We start from the raw sequence: 17648 nt of genomic DNA on the forward strand, positions 1-17648 counted from the left end.
TCCCGTGCAGCTTGCCGTCATGTCCGGTTTGCGCTGCCGAGACGAGCTGCAGCTTGCCGCGGTCGTATCGTTCGGCGGTCGACAAGCCTTCCAGCTGCCGGTACCCCCAGGGAACCGAAAAGGCCTCCGAGCCGAGAACCGGGTAAGCGCTTGTCTCCGTCAGCCCGTCGTCGGGCGCCCGATATTGTTCGCCGTAGCGCTTTTGAAACCAGGCGCCGGGCAGCTGAGCGGCGGTCCTCCGCTTCTTCTTCGCCGGGGGGGCCAGCATGGCTTCCGTGGCCGGCGGGCCGCGCCAACGGTCGACACCCTCCCCCGGCACCACGCCATGGAAGACCACTTCCTCGACAAATCGATCCCCGCCCGCCGAGGCGTCAGGAGGCGGAGCTTTCGAGACCTCGGTCACGTCGATCCGCGCTCCGCCAATTTGACTGTCATCGGCGCGCACGACCTGGATGACGGCTTCATTCGCTGCCTTGATGAGGGCGTCGATCCGGCCGTTCATATAGGTCTGGAGATTGCTGATCTCGACGGTGTCGAGTGATCCTCGGCGCGAGAGTTCGATCGCGGGCTCGCCGAGAACAGGGTTCGGCCTGCCGCTCAGCCCATCGAGGAGCGCCTGCCCGAACAAGGACATCCCGCCTTGTGTCGTCGGTTGGTAGGCGCGCAAACCGAAGGCTGTGGCACGAAGCACCCGCAATTCGAGCCGCGGGTCACCCGGGCTCTCGCTCTCGTCGATCACGTTCGTGCCGTCGACTTTGCGCAACTTCTCGACATCGTTGCGGCAGGCATCGAGAAGAACGATGTGCGACGGCGCGGTAACGAGCGAGGACAGGCAATCAAACAGGTTCTGGGTTTTGATGGCCTCGTCTTTTCCGCCGGCGGGGTCGGCGTAGTCGGATGGCAGAAGCAATTGGTTCGCGCGAGAGAGCTGGATCCCGTGTCCGCTGAAGAAGAAAAGACTTCGCGCCCGCGCCGGCGCCTTGAGACCCTTCATGTCCGCATACCAGCGACGGATCGCCGTCTTGCAGGCATCGAACGTCGCCTCTCCGGCCCAGTCCACGATCTCTGGTACGCAACCGTCAAGCTCGTCGATTTCCGCAAGGCCCACGCCCTTTTTCTGAGGGGCCAGGAGAAGACGAACCCGTGCCAGCGGCCACCCGCTCAAGGCGTAGTCGCCGCGCAACCAGCCAAAGAAACGCAAGGCGGTGAGGGCGGAGACGGCGAGTTGCCCAAGACCGTAGGTTTCCGCGCCCGCTTTGGTAAGCGCCCCCTTTTCGAGGTGATCGTACCGGCTGACGCCGATGATGAGGGCGTGAACGCCGGGGCCCTGGGGGTCCAGTTCATCATCCACCCACAGGCCGCGCTCGGTTTGGTGTGGCTTAAGCGCCATTGCTACGCTGTCCGATCGGGAAAGGCTGCGCTGAGCTTCTCGGCGAACAGACGATAGAAGCTCGGCCGCTCGAGGTAGCCGCCATGCGCCGCGGCTACCGACATTCCGGACCAGAATTCTTCGTCGTCGATGCCGTCGGCAAAGATGCCCTTCGTGGTGAAGCTGATGATGTCGTTGGAATCCCAGAGATTCCACCAATGCCCGAGATTGGACGTGGCCAACGGCATCCGACGACCCGTCGCTTTGCTGTAGTCTACGGAACTGGCGAGGAACATGTTGAGTTCTTCGAAAAAGCCGACCTGGCTGGCCGTTGCGCACCAGAAATCGACCTTCGCGGAGTTGCCGGAGGCCGGCAGGAAGCTGGAGATGACATCATAGGCGATCTGTCCGCCCATGCTGTGGGTCAGAAGCACGATCGGCTCGCCGCCGCGCTCCTTCTTGTTGATGTGCGCGAGATCAATCTCCTTCAGGAGAACGGACGGGATCGCCCCGGGAGCATCGGCTTTGCCGCGCCCCTTCATGTAATAAAGGACGTCGCCGATGAAACGTGTCGCGAAGTCGTTGAGCGTCGGGCGAAGTTCGCTCGCAACCACCGTCAGGCCCGCAGCAGGAGCGCTGCCGACCCGGGAAATACTTTCCGTCACACGATCGCGCATGCCGCGAAAGAAGTCGCCGACGGCGCCCTGACCGCTCAAGCCCGACATCGCTTCGACGTCCTTCTGCACGGCGTCCGCCACGATCTTCAACTGCGCGTCGAGGTCCGGGGCCGCGGCAAGACGCTGACGGATTTCCCGATCCTGCGCGACCCGATCGGCCGCCGCCCCGATCCTTGCGCGTTCGATGGACTCCGCCTCCGTCTCGATCTTGCCGTCTTCGGGCGGAGGCCGGATCGAGAGCGCGATGAGATCCGCGAGTTCTTCGTCCGGCAATGTATCGATGCGGGTGTTCTGGGCCGGAGACGTCACCTGCCCGCTCGTCAAGCCGCCCGCGCGCGGTGCGGATGGGGCCTTGGGCAACTTGGATGCGAGGCTGTCGAGGACCTCGTTTCGGGGAGCCTCAGCAGCGCCTTGCGCGCGGAACGCGGTGCGGGGCCGCGAGATTCCGCCCCATTTGGGCGGCGGGCAGAACTGGAACCAGTCTGCGGCGCGAATTGATACGTTCTCGGGGTCGGGCGCGATCGCCGGAGCTACGATCCGACGCAGATACTCTTTCACGGGTGCGAAATGGGAGGGCGTCCGAGTATTGACCCCGTGCATATAGATGATCGGCATCCCGCTCTCCCTTGCGGGCGCAGAGTACCGGCAGCCGCTTGGGCGCACAACCGTCCGGTACTTGGGGTCAGCCCTTCGGCTTCCAGTCGCCCGGCGGAATGGTGTTGATCATCCAGGGGATACCGAACTTGTCGATCAGCGAGCCGAAGCCCGGCGACCAGAAGGTCTCGCCGAAGGGCATGACCGCCTTGCCGCCTGCGGAGAGTTGCTCGAACCAGCTTTGCGCCTGCGCCTTGTCCGTGCCGTGCAGGGTGACGTCGAAGCCGTTCTTCGGCTTTTCGATGTTGGGCGCCCAGGCGGCGTCCATGTCGGCCCCCATCAGGGCCTGATCGCCGACCTCCAGCCAGCAATGCATCAGCCAGCTCTTGTACTTCTCGTCGGTGATCGGCATGCCCGCAGGCGCATCGCCATAGGGAATTGCGGCCGTGATCTTGCCGCCGAGAACCCTGGCGTAGAACTCGAAGGCCTCGCGGCATTGCCCCTGAAAGCTCAGGCTGGTCACGATCTTCATGATCGTCTCCCTTTCCAAACGAAGCGTCGATGCGGGTTGGACACGGCATCGATTGACGCTTCCCGATATCAGTTGATATCAACTCATATCGATCGGAGATGTCAACCCACCCGATGGGCGCACAAACCGAACTCACCTTCGCAACGACCCTGCTGGTGCGCGATGCCTGCCTGTGCCTTCATGCGCAGCGGGCGGCCCGTGCGCTCGCGCGACGCTTCGATCTCGCGCTGAAGCCTGTCGGCATCAGCAGCGGCCAATTCTCGCTCCTGATGTCGCTGAACCGACCCAAGCCCGCGAGCCTCGGCAGCGTCGCCGCCTTGCTGGCGATGGACAGGACGACGCTGACCGCAAACCTCAAGCCGCTCGAGCGCCGTGAACTCGTCGCGACCAGCCATGACGGAGCAGATCGGCGGGTCCGTCTCCTGTCCCTGACACCGGCCGGCAGAGCCGTTCTGGCGGATGCGCTGCCGATCTGGACGCAACTCCACGCGGCCATCGAAGCCGAGCTGTCGGACCCGATCCGACTGCGGTCCGATCTGGCGCTGCTATCCCGATGAGCGAATATCTGCTGCGACGCTGATCGGCATCGAGACCCGGTCCCAACCGCCCCGAAAGCTGGTGGCCATATCGGCCCCAGGCCGAGCCCGCCTCGCTCGAGCAGGGCGACCAAATCACGCGCTGGCAAACCGGCCACAGCTCGTCTATGCGGGGACCATGACGTCGCTGCGTCCTCCGCTTTTGAGGGTCTGCAAGGGCTTGGCCCTGCTGGCAGCGCTGATGTTCACCCTCATTCCGGCTCTGCCCGCGCAAGCGCATATGCATGCTCCCGGGGAACTCGCGGGCCTGAGCCATGCCCATGTCGGGAATCAGGGCGTCGATGGCGCGGAAAGCCATCGCCTGTCCGATCAGGTGGATGCATGCGGTTGTTGCATCGCAAGCCACCTGTCGATCGTGCCGGCATCTTCTTCGGTTCCGGTCCCGATCTGCGTGCTGCGGGGCCACGCGATCGTCACCGACATTCCCGGCCTGGAGGATGCGCTCGGCGAACGCCTGCCGGATCCCCCCAAGCACTCCGCCTGATTTCGCGGGCGCCTGACGCCCGTTCTGGAATGTCGACGCGACGTTCCATGCCCTCAGGTGGAGGCCTTCATGTACGTCCGAATCAGGTCGGTGCTTCTCGCGCTGGCGACCGCTGTCGTTTTCAGCTGCGGCGGCGCGTTTGCGCATGAAGGCCACGATCACGACGATCAACCTGCGACAATCGCTCCCATCGCACCCCGCGCGTTCTCGGTGTCCGACGAGCTCGAGCTCGTTGCGGTCGCCAGAAACGGCACCCTGACACTCCATCTCGACCGGTTCGCGACCAACGAACCTGTCGCGGGTGCCAGGATCGAGGCCGAGACCCCTGTCGGCGCCGCGATGGCCGAGGAGATCGAACCCGGGAGCTACCGGCTCGCCGCGCCCTGGTCGCTCAAGGACGGCGAATACGACGTCACGCTGACCGTCACGGTCGGCGACGAGACCGAAGTGTTTCCGGTCACCCTGGACATTCATGGCCAGGAGCCGGCACCGGCAGCGCCGGCCAAGACCTCCTGGTGGACGAGCCCGGCCTTCGCCGCCGGGCTGCGCGACAGGATCGGGACCGGGAGCGGGCTGATCGCGCTCGGCGGGTTCGCCGCCGGCCTTCTCGCCGCGACCATCCTGCGCCGCCGCAGGCCGAAGGCTTTGCCCATCGTGGCGCTTCTGGCCTTGGCGATCCCCGTCATGGATGCACGGGCTCACGAAAATCACGCGGCAGAGGGCCCCGCGGCCTCCCGCGCCGGCTCCCGGGATCAGGCGCAACGCTTGCCGGACGGCAATCTCTTCGTGCCGAAGCCGACCCAGCGCCTGCTGGCAATCCGCACCCTCGTCAGCGAAACGGGAGATCACCATACCGCCATGGAGCTGCCGGGGCGGGTGATCGCGGATCCCAATGGCAGCGGGCTCGTGCAATCCGCCCAGGGTGGCCGCCTCAGCGCGCCGCCGGAGGGTTTTCCGCGGCTCGGCGCCCGCGTGAAGAAGGGCGACGTCCTGGCTTACGCCACGCCTCCCGTGCAGCTCGTCGACAGCTCCGACATGCTGCAGAAGCAGGGTGAACTCGACCAGCAGATCACGATCGTCGAACGGCGCGTCGCCCGGTTCGATGTCCTCGCCAAAAGCAGGATCGTCAGCCAGGTTCAGGCCGAGGAAGCCCGTGCGGAGCTTCGCGGGCTCCGCGACCGCAGGGCCCAGCTCGACAGGATCCGTACCGCCCCGGAGCCCCTGGTGGCGCCGATCGACGGGATCGTGGCCGAGGTCAATGCCGTGGCGGGGCAGATCGCCGCGCCGAGCGCCGTGGTCTTCCAGATCCTGGATCCCGCGCGATTGCTGATCGAGGCGCTGAGCTTCGAGGCTCCCGCGGCGGTCGCGACGGCCACGGCCCGCACCGCCGACGGCCGGGATATGACCCTGCGTCATCTCGGCACCGGCCTGTCGAACCGCAACCAGGCCGCGCCCGTCCATTTCGCCATCGAAGGTGAAGCGCCCGGCCTGCGGATCGGCCAGTTCGTGACCGTCACGGCAGGCCGCGCCGACAGCCGTGCCGGCATTGCCGTGCCGCGTGCGAGCGTGGTTCGCGGCGGCAACGGCCAGAGCATCGTCTTCGAGAAGACCGGACCGGAAAAGTTCGAGCCGCGCGACGTGCGGGTCGAGCCGCTCGACGGGGACCGCGTGATCGTCGCCCAGGGACTCGAGGCCGGCAAGCGCATCGTCTCGAGCGGCGCCGAACTCCTCAATCAGATCAGGTGACGGGCGATGTTCACCTTCCTGGTCACCCAGTCTCTCAGAAACCGGCTGCTGGTCTGCGCCCTTTCGGCCGTCCTGATCCTGCTCGGCCTTCTGTCCGTGAAGCGCCTGCCGGTCGACGTCCTTCCCGACCTCAACCGGCCGACCGTGACGATCATGACCGAAGCCGAGGGGCTCGCCCCGCAGGAGGTCGAGCAGCTCGTCACCGTCCCGATCGAATCCCAGATGAACGGCCTGCCGGGCGTCACGCGGGTGCGATCGGTCTCCGGCGTCGGCCTTTCGATCGTCTACGTGGAGTTCGGCTGGGACACCGAGATCTATCGGAATCGCCAGCAGGTCTCCGAACGCCTGGCGATGCTGCGGCCGCAGCTGCCGCCGACCGTGACGCCGACGATGGGACCCGTCTCCTCGCTCATGGGCCAGATTCTGCTGGTCGCCCTGACGTCCGACACCCTCTCGCCCATGGAGCTGCGCGAGATCGCGGATTTCACGATCCGCCCGCGGCTCCTGTCGATCCCCGGCGTCGCCCAGGTCATCCCCATGGGCGGCGAGGTGAAGCAGTATCGCATCGCCCCGCATCCGGCTGCTCTGCGGGCATTCGGCATCTCCTACCAGCAGGTCGAGGCCGCGCTGGCTCGGTTCGGGGCCAATGAAGGCGGCGGCTTCACCGACCAGCATGCCCGCGAGTACCTGATCCGAAACATCGGCCGCACGCTGAGCCTCGATGACCTGCGCAACATGGTCGTGGCCCGCACGGCCGCCGGGCCCGTCTATCTGCATCAGGTCGCGACCGTGGATTTCGGCGCCCGCACCAAGCGCGGGGACAGCGGCTACATGGGCAAGCCCGCCGTCACCATCTCGGTCGAGAAGCAGCCGGCCATCGACACGATCAAGCTGACGCAGGACGTCGAGCAGGCGCTGCGCGACATCAATTCGACCCTCCCCGCCGGCACGAAGGCGGACCAGGTCATGTTCCGCCAGGCAAACTTCATCGAGAATTCGATCAGGAATGTCGAACGCGTGCTGGCGGAGGCGGTCGTCGTGGTGGCGATCATCCTGTTCGCCTTCCTGCTCAATCTGCGCACGACGGCCATCTCCCTGACGGCCATTCCGGTCTCGGTCTTGACGACGGCCGCGATCTTCCATGCGGTCGGCCTCTCCATCAACACGATGACGCTCGGCGGCCTTGCCATCGCGATCGGCGAACTCGTCGACGACGCCGTGGTCGACGTCGAGAACATCTTCCGGCGGCTCCGCGAGAACAGCCGGAGCGCGCACCCGAAGCCGGTCTTCGACATCGTCGTGTCGGCATCGCAGGAGGTGCGGTCGGGCATCGTCTACGCCACGATGATCGTCGTCCTGGTGTTCGTGCCGCTCTTCGCCCTCTCGGGCATCGAGGGACGGCTTTTCGCCCCCCTGGGGCAGGCCTACATCATCTCGATCCTGGCGAGCCTGGTGGTCTCGATCACCCTGACCCCGGTCATGGCCTATTACCTTCTGCCGGGGATCCTCGAGAAGCACCGCGACGAGGGACGGTTCGTTGCATGGCTCAAGCGCGGAAACCGGGCGCTGCTCGAGGTCGTGCTTCGGATCCCGAAGACGGTGCTGGCCCTGGCATGCATCGGCGTCGCGCTGGCGGGTCTCGCGGCCGTGTTTCTCCCGCGCGCGTTCCTGCCTCCCTTCAACGAGGGCACGCTGACGGTCAATGCCACGTTCCAGCCCGGCATCTCGCTCGCCGAGTCGAGCCGTGTCGCGGCGATCGCCGAGAAGCTGATCGCCGAGATGCCGGATGTGGCGTCCGTCGGCCGCCGCACCGGCCGCGCCGAGCTCGACGAGCACGTCGAGGGTGTCCACGTCTCCGAGATCGAGGTCAACTTCAAGCCGGATGCCCGGCCGAAAGCAGAGTTCGTGGCGGATGTCCGCGACCGGCTCTCCGCGCTTCCGGTCTCCGTCAATATCGGCCAGCCCATCTCCCACCGCATCGATCACATGCTGTCGGGCGTGCGGGCCGAGATTGCGCTCAAGGTCTTCGGGGAGGATCTCGACACCCTTCGCTCCCTCGCGGAGGGCCTTCGGGCGAAAGTCGCCACGGTTCCCGGCGTGGTCGACCTCCAGATCGAGCGCCAGGTGCGCATTCCCCAACTCGAGATCCGGGTCGATTACGGGCGTGCCGCGCTCTACGGCGTGCAACCCGCCATGTTCGTCGACCAGCTGAGCCGTCTTTCGAACGGATCGGTCGTCTCCCGGGTCGTCGACGGCTTCCGCCGCTTCGACGTGGTCATGCGGCTGCCGGACGCCATGCGGACGACGCAGCGCCTCGGCGACCTCCTGGTCGAGACGCCGACCGGCTGGGTCCCCGCCCGCCAGATCGCGGAATTCCGGGAGACCGACGGGCCGAACCAGATCCTTCGCGAGAACGGGCGCCGGCGCATCGTCGTCCAGGCCAACAGCGACGGAAAGACGGACATGGCCCGGATCGCGGCCGGCATCCGCCGGCAGATCGAGGCGACAAGGCTGCCGCCCGGCTATGCCGCGGTCCTGGAAGGCAACTTCCAGGCCCAGGAGGAGGCGAGCCGGACGATCGGAATGCTGTCGCTGCTGTCGTTCGCGATGATCTTCGCGGTCCTCTACAGCCGCTTCAAATCGGCGGCTTACGCGCTGATCATCCTCGGAAGCGTTCCGCTCGCCCTGATCGGGGCCGTGGGCGCGCTGTGGCTGGTCGGCCAGCCGCTTTCCGTCGCGTCGATGGTCGGCTTCATCACGCTGACCGGCATTGCCGCCCGGAACGGCATCCTCAAGGTCGCCCACTACATCAACCTGCACCTGCAGGAGGGCGTGCCGTTCGGCCGCGAACTCGTGATTCGCGGTTCTCTCGAGCGCCTGACGCCGGTGCTCATGACCGCGCTTTCGGCCGGCGTGGCGCTTGTGCCCCTTCTGATCGGGGCCGATCAGCCCGGCAAGGAAATCCTGCACCCCGTCGCGGTGACGATTTTCGGCGGCCTGATCAGCGCCACGCTGCTCGACACGATCGTCACGCCGATCCTGTTCCTGCTCTTCGGCCGCCCGCCGCTGGAGCGCATCGCCGCCGGCCGCGAAGCGGGCCTCACCCCGGCTGAAGCTTTCTGACGTTCACCAAAGGAGACGATCATGTTCAGGCGTGAATTCCTGGCCACCGCGCTGTTGCTGTCGGCCGGACAGGCCCTGGCCCGGGAGACCGGCAACCCCCAGGCGCGCTCGGGCTCGACACCCATCGGGGCGAACGGAGGACCGGTTTCGGTGGCCGACGGCCACCCGATCGAAATGGTCGCGACGGACACGGCGCTGACCTTCTTTGTCCAGGACGAGGACGGCACGCCGCTGGACACCGGATCCACGACGGGACGAGCCATCGTCACCCAGGGCGGAAAGAACACGACGATCCAGCTCGCTCCGGCCGCGCCGAACAAGCTATCCGGGCCGCTCGCCGCTCCGCTCGGCGCCGGTGCCAAGGTCGTCTTCTCGGCAAAGATCCACGGTCACAACATGCAGGCACGGTTCGAGAAGAAATAGTCATCGGGCCGGGCCGCTTGCCGGAGCGTCGAGCCTGCGGAATGAAGAGGCGGCGAAGGGAAAAGCGGCCCGCCACACCTCACAGACGGATGAGAGAAGACCCCTCGCCAAGCGGCAGGATATGAGCCTCGACGCCGGAAACCTTCCGGAGGGCGCTCTCGATGTCGCCGAGGCGCATCAGGTTGAAGGCGGTCGACAGCGCATCGGCCAGGGCGGCGCGCCCTGCGACCACGGTGACGCTCGCGTGAAGCTGCGGCGTGGCGCCGGTTCGCGGATCGAGGATATGGCTGAACCGCCCCTGCGGATCGAAGCGGAAGCCGTAGGGACTCGATGTGGCGACCGCCCGGTCGGCAACCTCCAGCACCTCGACGATCCGATCCGCGCGCTGCGGATCGGCGATGCCCACGCGCCAGCCGGTTCCGTCCGGCCGCGCGCCGATCGCCCGGCTTTCGCCCATGTCCACCATTGCCCGCTCGATCCCGCCGGCCTTCAGCAGGTCGACCACGCGGTCGGTGATATAGCCCTGCGCGATGCCGTTGAAGGTCAGCTCCGAGCCGGACACCGGCAGCTCGATCCGGTCCGGGGAGACGAGCAGCCTGTCGAGGCCGATCCTGTCGAGACAGTCGCGCAGCTCCTGCGCCGGAAGCCCCCCCTCTGAGGCGTCCGCCTGCGAAAAATGACGGCCATAGGCTGCCCAGAGCGGCTGCACCGTGGGGTCGAAGGCGCCGCCGGTCAGGTCCCAAGCGTCGCGGCTCTGGCGCAGGATCTCGACCATTTCCGGGGGCGGTGCGGCGAGGACACGCTGCCGGTTGAGCCGCCTCAGGTCGGAATCGTCGAGGTAGAGGCTGAAGATGCGCTCCAGCCGGCGCATCTCGGCGAGGACGTCGTCACGCAGCCGGGCCGCGTGCCGCCCGTCGGGATGGTGGAGGACGAGGGACGCCTGCGCGCCCATGGTCTGTCCGCGCCATGTCAGCACGTCCGGCGCGGCCTCGGCCTGATGCGGGAGCAGAGCCATGCCCGCCGCGGCGGCGCTGATGGCGATCATCCGGCGTCGGGACGGTCCGTTCACCCTCATGTCAGTCGACCTTGCCTGGAGGCGGTGCGTCCGGCGGTGCGGAATCGGCGCCGGCCGCATCGAGAATGTAGTCGCGCGGGAGGTCGCCGAAGCGCAGGACGTGGCCGCCATGCTCCCGCGCGAAAGCCGCGGCGGCGCCTTCCGACGAGAACGGCACGGCCTCCCGCGTCCCCATGGCGCTATTGCGGCGGCTGTCGAGGACGAAATACGCCCCCTTCGCGTCGATCCAGTTCTCCGCGCCCGGCTTCTCCCAGCTCGGGGCCTTCGCCATGTCGGAGACGTAGATGGCCCGGATGTCCTTCGGCTCGTCCGGCAGCATGGTGAAGGCGATGGCGTCGCGGGCCGTGGAGAACCAGATCGGCTCGATATAGCGCGCGAGGATGACCTGCCCCTTGGGCCCGCCATGCTCGGCGACGTTCATCCCGCAATAGCGCCCCATGGCCTCCCGCGTCAGGGCGAAGGGCGGAGGCGGAGCCTCCGCCTCCTCCTTGCATCCGCCCATCAGGAGAAGGGCGAGCGCGGCGAAAGCGAGCCCCGGCCTCACAGCGGCCTCCTGGAGAAGGCGAGCGCCGCGAGCGACATCGGCGCCAGCACCCAGGCGACCAGCGCGCCGACGAGGGCGGCCGGCGCGAGAGCGGGGCTGCGGATCATCCCCGCCATGCCCGAGGCGGAGGCGATGTCGGCGGAGCCGGAGAGGTTGAGGAGGCGATAGGCGTCGGTCGGGTTGAGCAGGAGCAGCGCGTCGAGCACGCCGCCCGACACGAGGCGGCCCTGGTCGGCGACGAGCACGCCGAGGAGCGCCATGTCGTAGATGACCACGAAGAGAAGCCAGATCGCGACCGCGAGGCCGCCCGCCGTGCCGCGGTCGCGCACCAGCGCGCTGATCAGGTAGCCGATCGCGACGAAGACCGCCCCGAGCAGCGTGGAGGACGCGATCATGACGGCGAAGGCGGACCATCCGCCGCCGCCCGCCTTCCCCGTGGCCGCGAGCGCCGCCGCGGCGAGGCCGTAGCCGGCGAAGGTCGCGAAGGCCAGGATGGCGAGATGGCCGAGGAACTTGCCGACCAGCACCTGCCGACGCCGCACCGGATAGCTGAGCAGCAGCGTCATGGTGCCCCGCTCGATCTCGCCGACGATCGCGTCGTGCGAGATCAGGAGGGCGATCAGCGGCACGATGAAGATCGTCAGGCTCGCGAGGCTGATCACCACGACGTCGAGCGCGCCCGCTCCCACATTCCCCGTCGGCGCGCTGCCGAGAAAGGAAAGCGTGAGGGCGAGCGTCGCGAGAAGCGCGGTCGCGGCGATCACCCAGCGATTGCGCAGGCCCTCGCGAATCTCCTTTTCCGCCAGCAGAAGAATCGTCGTCATCGGGGCGCCCTCTGCGCCAGGAAATGAGCGTACAGCTCGTCGAGGCCGGGCGGCATCATATCGAGATCCTCAAACGGCGCATCCGCCCCCGCCGCCCGCCGCAGGAAGGCGGCCTTGTCCTCGGGCGAGGCGTCGATCTCGACGATATGCCCGTTGATCTGGCGCAGGCCCGGCGGCTCGCCCATCCAGGCGCGCAGGCGCGGGGCGCCGCCATCGGCGGTCCTGAGGCGGATCCGCGTCGGCAGCCGCGCCATGCGCCGCAATTCGTCGAGCGAGCCGTCCGCGATCTTCCGTCCCCCGTCCAGGATGACGACGCGGGTGGCGTTGCCCTCCAATTCGTTCAGCGCATGCGAGGAGAGCAGGATGGTCGTGCCCCCCGCCTGCATCTCGCGCAGGAGGGCGTAGAATTGCTGGCGCAGTTCCGGGTCGAGCCCGGTCGTCGGCTCGTCCAGCAGCATGACCCGCGGCTCGCCGATCATCGCCTGGGCGAGGCCGAGCCGCTGGCGCATGCCCTTGGAATAGGTGCCGACCCGCCGCCCGGCGGCATGGGCGAGGCCGAGCCGCTCCAGCAGCGCATCCTCGCCGCCCCTGCGGCCGCCCTTCAGCCGGACATAGAAGCGCAAGGTCTCCCGGCCGGTGAGGGCGGGGTGGAAGGACACCGTTTCCGGCAGATAGCCGAGATGCTTGCGGACGGACACGTCGCCATCGGCGGGGTCCTGGCCGAGCATGGCGACGCGCCCGGCGCTCGGCCGCGCGAGGCCCAGCATGAGCTTGATGAGCGTGGTCTTGCCCGCGCCGTTATGGCCGACCAGGGCCACGACCTCCCCCGCCTGCGCGCAGAAGGAGACGCCGTCGACCGCCTTGACCGGCCCGTAATGCCGCTCGACCTCGTCGAGGACGATAGGGAAGATCATGGCCGCCCCGCTCCGGACGCCCCGCTCGCAGCGGGCGGCGCCATCAGCGGGCGGCTGTCCACGACGCCGCCGGGAAAGACCGCCGGGAAACGCGCCTGCGCCCAGCGGATCACCTGCACCGCCGGGCTGTTGACCAGCACCTTGGCGGCCGGCGTCTGCCATAGCACCCGGTCGACGATGTCATTCGGCCGGTAGGGGTTGTCGGCGATGCCGTCGCCGTCGAGGTCGAAGGCCGGATTGTCGCTCCAGTAATTGCCGCGCCCGCCGCTCGACCAGTCGAGCGAGCGCGTGCCGACATATTTCACCTGGTTGCGGTTGCCGATGAAGGCATTGCCCGTCATCGCATTGCCCTCCGAGCCGGCCGTGAAATGCACGCCGATCTCGCACCCTTCGAAACGGTTGTCCTCGAAGCGGTTCTTGTTGGCATTGTAGATGAAGACGCATTTCTCGGGGCCGATCCGCGTCCCCGTGCCGCGTACGGGCTCCGTGCGCGCCTCGACGGGGAGGTGGGGATCGAAGCGCCGCCCGTTATTGAGCCAGCGCGCCATGGGCTGCGGGCCGCCGCGCACGACGTTGCCGCGGATGAGCGAGCCGTTCGCGGCGTTGAACAGGAGGCCGTTGTCCCGGTCGTGATCCGAGAGGTTGCCCGTGACGACGAGCCGGTTGGACGACATGATCGCATAGCCGACCGTATTGCCGATCGAGACGTTGTCGGCGATCACGCTGTCGTTGGCATACATGTAGTGGATGGCGAAGCGCAGGTTGCGGAAGACGTTGCCGCGGAACTCGTTCTTCCGGCTGGCCGTGACGAAGATGCCGTCGCGGCCGAAGCCGATCACGTTGCCGACGACCTTCGCGCCCGGCGCGTTCCAGACCGTCACGCCGTTCCCGGTGTCGCTGGTGCGCCCCTCGCGCAGCCCCTCGATGCGGTTGCCTCGCGCGAGCGCGTCGCGCGAACCGTGCAGGTAGATGCCGGACAGGTTGCCGGAGAGCGTGTTGTCCTCGATGACGGCGTTCGTCGCGGCCTCGGTCGCGAAGACGCCGGCATCCTGGGTCTCGAACTCCATGCCCGATCCCTCGATGCGAAGGCCCCGCACGGCGACGTCGGGCGCGGCGATGGTCACCACGCTGCCACGGCCGCCGCCGTTCAGCACGGCGCCGTCCTCGCCGAGGAGCGTCAGCGGCTTCCCGATCGTGACCGGCCCCCGGTGCTCGCCCCGGGCGAGGCGCAGCACGTCGCCGGGCGAGGCGGCGTCCACCACCGATTGCAGCGGTTCCGCGCCGGCCGGAACGGCGATCTCCGCCGCCCCGGCCGTGCCGGGAGAAAGGGCGGCGAGGCACGAAGCCACCGCCCATATCGTCGCCCGGCGCGCCACCCGTCAGGCGCTCCGCGGTTCCACGAACATGCGGCCCTTCATCTCCATGTGCATGGCGTGGCAGAACCACGAGCAATAATACCAGTAGAGGCCGGGCTTGCTCGCCGTGAAGGTCACGGAGGCCGTCGCCTGCGGCCCGATCTCCATGTTGACGCCGTAATTGATGATGGCGAAGCCGTGGGTGAGGTCTTCCACTTCGTCGATATTGGTGACGTAGACGGTCACCTCGTCGCCCTGCTTGACCGTGAAGTGGTCGAGCCCGAAGGCCGGGGCGGACGACGTCATGTAGACGCGCACCTTGTTGCCGTCGCGCTTGACCTCGCTGTCGACCAGGAGGTCGATCCCGTCCGCCTTGGCCTGCTTGACGGCATCCTCGAAGAAGACGTCCGCCCGGTTCCAGATGCTGATCGGATTGATCTTGGAGCGGTGGACGATCGTGGCGTCGTGCGGCTCGGCGAAGCTCGGGCCGTCATGGACGAGCACCATCTTGTCGCCCGAGATGTCGATCAACTGGTCGTTCTCGGGCTTCAGCGGGCCGACGTTCAGGTAGCGGTCCTTCGAGAACTTGTTGAGCGAGATAAGCCACTTGCCGTCCGCTTCCTTGGTCTGGCCCATGGACGAATGGTTGTGGCCGGGCTGGTAATGGACGTCGAGCTTCTGGCGGATCGGATTGACGGCCTGCCCCTTGAAGGAGCGCTTGGCGTCCTCGATGTTCCACTTGCAGACCTGGCTGTCGATGAAGAGCGTCGTATAGGCGTTGCCCTTCCCGTCGAAGGCGGTGTGCAGCGGCCCGAGGCCCAGTTCCGGCTGGGCGACCACGGTGTCGCGGGGCTTGATCCTGTCGTTGAACAGGTCGTCGAACTTGCGCACGTCGAAGACCGTGACAGTGGGCGACAGCTTGCCGTTGACGACGACATGGACCCCGTCGGGGGCGGTGTTGATGCCGTGCGGGCCGTTGGCCACCGGCACGTAACGCGTATAGGGCGAGCCGTGCCGCCCGTCGAGCACCGGCACGCCGTTGATGGTCTTGGCTTCGCCTTTCTTCACCGCCTCCTCGATGCGGGCGAGGTTGAAGATGACGATCCAGTCCTCGTCCTTCGCCGTCATCTCGGCGAGCGTCACGCCCTCTTCCGAGTTGTAGCAAGTGGAGAAGGCGTATTTGCCCTGGTAGTCGGCATCGACATTGTCGAGATTGCCGTCGACGAAGACCTGCCAGGCGACCTTCATCGTGTCGCCGTCCACCGCGGTGAAGACCGCGCGATAGGCCGACTTGTCTCCCATATTCGTGCCGTCATTGGGGATCGGCGCCCGATCCTCGCCGTTGCAGAAGACGTATCCGGTCCTCGGATATTTCTGCACGCGCAGGCCGTGGACGGTATGCTGGTTCGGCAACTGGATGATCTTGTCGCATTTCATCACGTCGAGCCGGACGCGGCAGACGCGCGTATTCGCCTTGTCGTTGGCGAAGAGATAGCGGCCGTCATAGCTACCCTCGGTGAAGGAGGGATGGGGATGGTGCAGGTCGCCGTTGTGATAGACGCCGCCCAGGTCCTTCAGCAGTTCCCGCGTCTCGGGGAGGAGCCCTTCGGTCAGGATCTTGCGGCTTTCGTTCGTCTGCCCCCAGCCCGTCGCCGAGCAGCGGTTGAAGACGGGCACGCGCATCAATTCGCGCATCGAGGGCAGGCCCACGATGCGAAGCTCGCCGGATTGTCCGCTCGAGAAGAAGACATAATACTCGTCGAGTTCCCCGGGCTTGACCTCGTGGCTGCGCCCGCCCGCACCCTGCGCCGCGGCGGGCGAGGTCATGGCTCCGCCGAGCGCCACGCCGGCCCCGACCTCGGTCGCCCCAACCGCGGCGAGCATCGCCGTCGTGCCGAGCATCCGCCGCCGGCTCGTTGTCGCCTTCGCGTCCTGGTCGTCTCGTGACATGCTGCTCTCCTTGTGGCGGGCCTGTCAGGCCGCTGGGCCGGGGATCGGATCGGGAGGCGCCGGCGGCGCCCCGTTATGGGTGACGACGGGCGGGCGCGCCGGCCCCGCCGGCCCCTTGGCCAGCTTCGCGGGGGTGCGAGTCGAGGGCGAGGACAGCGCCTGGAACTTCTCCCGTTTCAGCCGCACCTGGATCATGTGCGGGCAGCGGTGATCGTCGTGATAGAGTTCCTGGCAATGCATGCAGTAGATGCATTCGTTGACGTTGATCTGGCCTTCCGGGTGGATCGCCTCGACAGGGCATTCCTTGGCGCAGCGCTGGCAGGGCGAGCCGCATTCGGGATAGCGCTTGAGCCACTCGAACATGCGGATCCGGCCCGGAATGGCGAGCGCCGCGCCGAGCGGGCACAGGTAGCGGCAATAGAAGCGCTCGATGAAGAGCCCCGCTCCGAGCAGAGCCAGCGCGAACAGCACGAAGGGCCATTCGCGGACGAATTTCAGGATGATGGCGGTCTTGAAGGGCTCGATCTCGGCATAGGTCTCGGCCAGGGCCACCGAATAGAAGGACAGCCCGAACAGGCCGAGGAAGATCATGTATTTGAGGGGCCACAGCCGCTCGTGCAGGCCGAAGGGCAGCTTCACCTGCGGGACCTTGAGCCATTGCGCGAGGTTGTTGGTCAGTTCCTGGAGAGCCCCGAACGGGCAGAGCCAGCCGCAGAAGGGGCCGCGGCCCCAGAACAGGAGTCCCGCCGCCACCGCCGCCCACAGGATGAAGATCAGCGGCGCCGACAGGAAGAATTCCCAATGGAAGCCCGTGATCAGGGAATTGGTGAAGGTCAGGACATTGACCACGGACAGCTGGGCGTTGGCGTACCAGCCGAGCCAGACCAGCGTGAACAGCAGGTAGCCGCGCCGCACCCAGGCGAAGAGGCGCGGCCTTCGCACGAGCCAGTTCTGGAAGAAGAAGATGCCCGTCAGGACCAGCATGCCCGCGGCCGTGATGCCGATCTGGACCGCGTTCATTCTCCAGATCTTCACCCAGAGCGGCTCTTCGCCGGAGGGGCCGGCGGACAAGGGCTCCCCGGTCGGCTGCGGATTCGCCGCCTGCTTCCGCGTTTCGGCGGCCGGAGGCGGGGCGGGAAGCGCCTTCAGGTAGCGGCCCGGCAGGGTGTAGCCGAGATTGAAGGAGAGGCTCGCCTTGTCGCGCGCGCCGTAGCTGCGCTGGACGAGGAGTTGCAGGTCCCAGGGCTCCGACAGGTTCAGCGAGAACTCGTCGGGCACGGTGAACAGCGCGATCTCGCGCAGGTGCGGCGCGCCCTCGGCCGCGAGATCGCCGAGCCGCATATGGTTGCGGTCGCGGAAGCGGACGCCCTGGCCGTCCTGAAGAAGCTCGATCCGGTCGAAGATGCCGCCGCGCACATAGCCGGAGCCCTTGAAGGAATAGG

15 protein-coding genes are annotated in these 17648 nt (G+C 67.2%); 5 read left to right on the top strand and 10 right to left on the bottom strand.

Features of this window, described 5'->3' with window-relative positions; genetic code table 11:
- The 3 genes from PKD06_RS08620 to PKD06_RS08630 all read right to left on the bottom strand — a co-directional run.
- The coding region (locus PKD06_RS08620) for a caspase family protein (protein WP_324379539.1) at positions 1 to 1390 on the bottom strand (1390 nt) is incomplete at its 3' end.
- Between the two features lie 2 nt (positions 1391 to 1392).
- Positions 1393 to 2661 (bottom strand): hypothetical protein, encoded by a 1269-nt coding sequence (locus PKD06_RS08625; RefSeq protein ID WP_324379540.1) that lies wholly within the window; start codon positions 2659 to 2661, stop codon positions 1393 to 1395.
- A 67-nt stretch (positions 2662 to 2728) separates the two neighbouring features.
- Complete coding sequence (locus PKD06_RS08630) at positions 2729 to 3172, bottom strand: VOC family protein (RefSeq protein ID WP_324379542.1); 444 nt, start codon at positions 3170 to 3172, stop codon at positions 2729 to 2731.
- Positions 3173 to 3285: 113 nt separating this feature from the next.
- Between PKD06_RS08630 and PKD06_RS08635 the strand changes: the two genes are divergently transcribed.
- The 5 genes from PKD06_RS08635 (at position 3286) to PKD06_RS08655 (ending at position 9544) form a co-directional block, all read left to right on the top strand.
- Positions 3286 to 3729, top strand: coding sequence for a MarR family winged helix-turn-helix transcriptional regulator (locus PKD06_RS08635; RefSeq protein WP_324379545.1), 444 nt, complete (start codon positions 3286 to 3288; stop codon positions 3727 to 3729).
- A 157-nt stretch (positions 3730 to 3886) separates the two neighbouring features.
- Positions 3887 to 4252 (top strand): hypothetical protein, encoded by a 366-nt coding sequence (locus PKD06_RS08640; RefSeq protein ID WP_324379547.1) that lies wholly within the window; start codon positions 3887 to 3889, stop codon positions 4250 to 4252.
- Positions 4253 to 4321: 69 nt separating this feature from the next.
- Positions 4322 to 5998 carry an HlyD family efflux transporter periplasmic adaptor subunit gene (locus PKD06_RS08645; RefSeq protein ID WP_324379548.1) on the top strand — a complete coding sequence of 559 codons (1677 nt, stop codon included), beginning with the start codon at positions 4322 to 4324 and terminating at the stop codon, positions 5996 to 5998.
- 6 nt (positions 5999 to 6004) lie between these two features.
- Positions 6005 to 9121: an efflux RND transporter permease subunit gene (locus PKD06_RS08650; protein WP_324379550.1), complete on the top strand. Its 3117-nt coding sequence runs from the start codon at positions 6005 to 6007 to the stop codon at positions 9119 to 9121.
- Positions 9122 to 9142: 21 nt separating this feature from the next.
- The gene (locus tag PKD06_RS08655) at positions 9143 to 9544 is read left to right on the top strand and encodes a hypothetical protein (RefSeq protein ID WP_324379552.1); all 402 of its coding nucleotides are present in this window, start codon (positions 9143 to 9145) and stop codon (positions 9542 to 9544) included.
- Positions 9545 to 9623: 79 nt separating this feature from the next.
- On the opposite strand, the gene PKD06_RS08660 is transcribed toward PKD06_RS08655, so the two are convergent.
- The 7 genes from PKD06_RS08660 to PKD06_RS08690 all read right to left on the bottom strand — a co-directional run.
- Positions 9624 to 10589: an FAD:protein FMN transferase gene (locus PKD06_RS08660; protein ID WP_324379554.1), complete on the bottom strand. Its 966-nt coding sequence runs from the start codon at positions 10587 to 10589 to the stop codon at positions 9624 to 9626.
- A 31-nt stretch (positions 10590 to 10620) separates the two neighbouring features.
- Complete coding sequence (locus PKD06_RS08665) at positions 10621 to 11121, bottom strand: nitrous oxide reductase accessory protein NosL (protein WP_324379564.1); 501 nt, start codon at positions 11119 to 11121, stop codon at positions 10621 to 10623.
- Between the two features lie 38 nt (positions 11122 to 11159).
- Positions 11160 to 11987 (bottom strand): ABC transporter permease subunit, encoded by an 828-nt coding sequence (locus tag PKD06_RS08670; protein ID WP_324379556.1) that lies wholly within the window; start codon positions 11985 to 11987, stop codon positions 11160 to 11162.
- On the bottom strand, positions 11984 to 12901 hold the full coding sequence (locus PKD06_RS08675; protein WP_324379558.1) for an ABC transporter ATP-binding protein: 918 nt from the start codon (positions 12899 to 12901) through the stop codon (positions 11984 to 11986). The genes PKD06_RS08670 and PKD06_RS08675 overlap by 4 nt, the downstream gene beginning before the upstream one ends.
- Positions 12898 to 14199 (bottom strand): nitrous oxide reductase family maturation protein NosD, encoded by a 1302-nt coding sequence (locus tag PKD06_RS08680; protein ID WP_324379566.1) that lies wholly within the window; start codon positions 14197 to 14199, stop codon positions 12898 to 12900. Before PKD06_RS08680 ends, PKD06_RS08675 begins: the two co-directional genes overlap by 4 nt.
- A gap of 81 nt (positions 14200 to 14280) precedes the next feature.
- On the bottom strand, positions 14281 to 16206 hold the full coding sequence (gene nosZ / locus PKD06_RS08685) for a TAT-dependent nitrous-oxide reductase (RefSeq protein ID WP_324379560.1): 1926 nt from the start codon (positions 16204 to 16206) through the stop codon (positions 14281 to 14283).
- Between the two features lie 24 nt (positions 16207 to 16230).
- On the bottom strand, positions 16231 to 17648 hold a 1418-nt coding region (locus PKD06_RS08690), incomplete at its 5' end, for a 4Fe-4S binding protein (protein ID WP_324379562.1).

The organism is Enterovirga sp. (assembly GCF_035325185.1).
In the GTDB taxonomy this organism is placed as follows: Bacteria; Pseudomonadota; Alphaproteobacteria; order Rhizobiales; family Beijerinckiaceae; genus Enterovirga.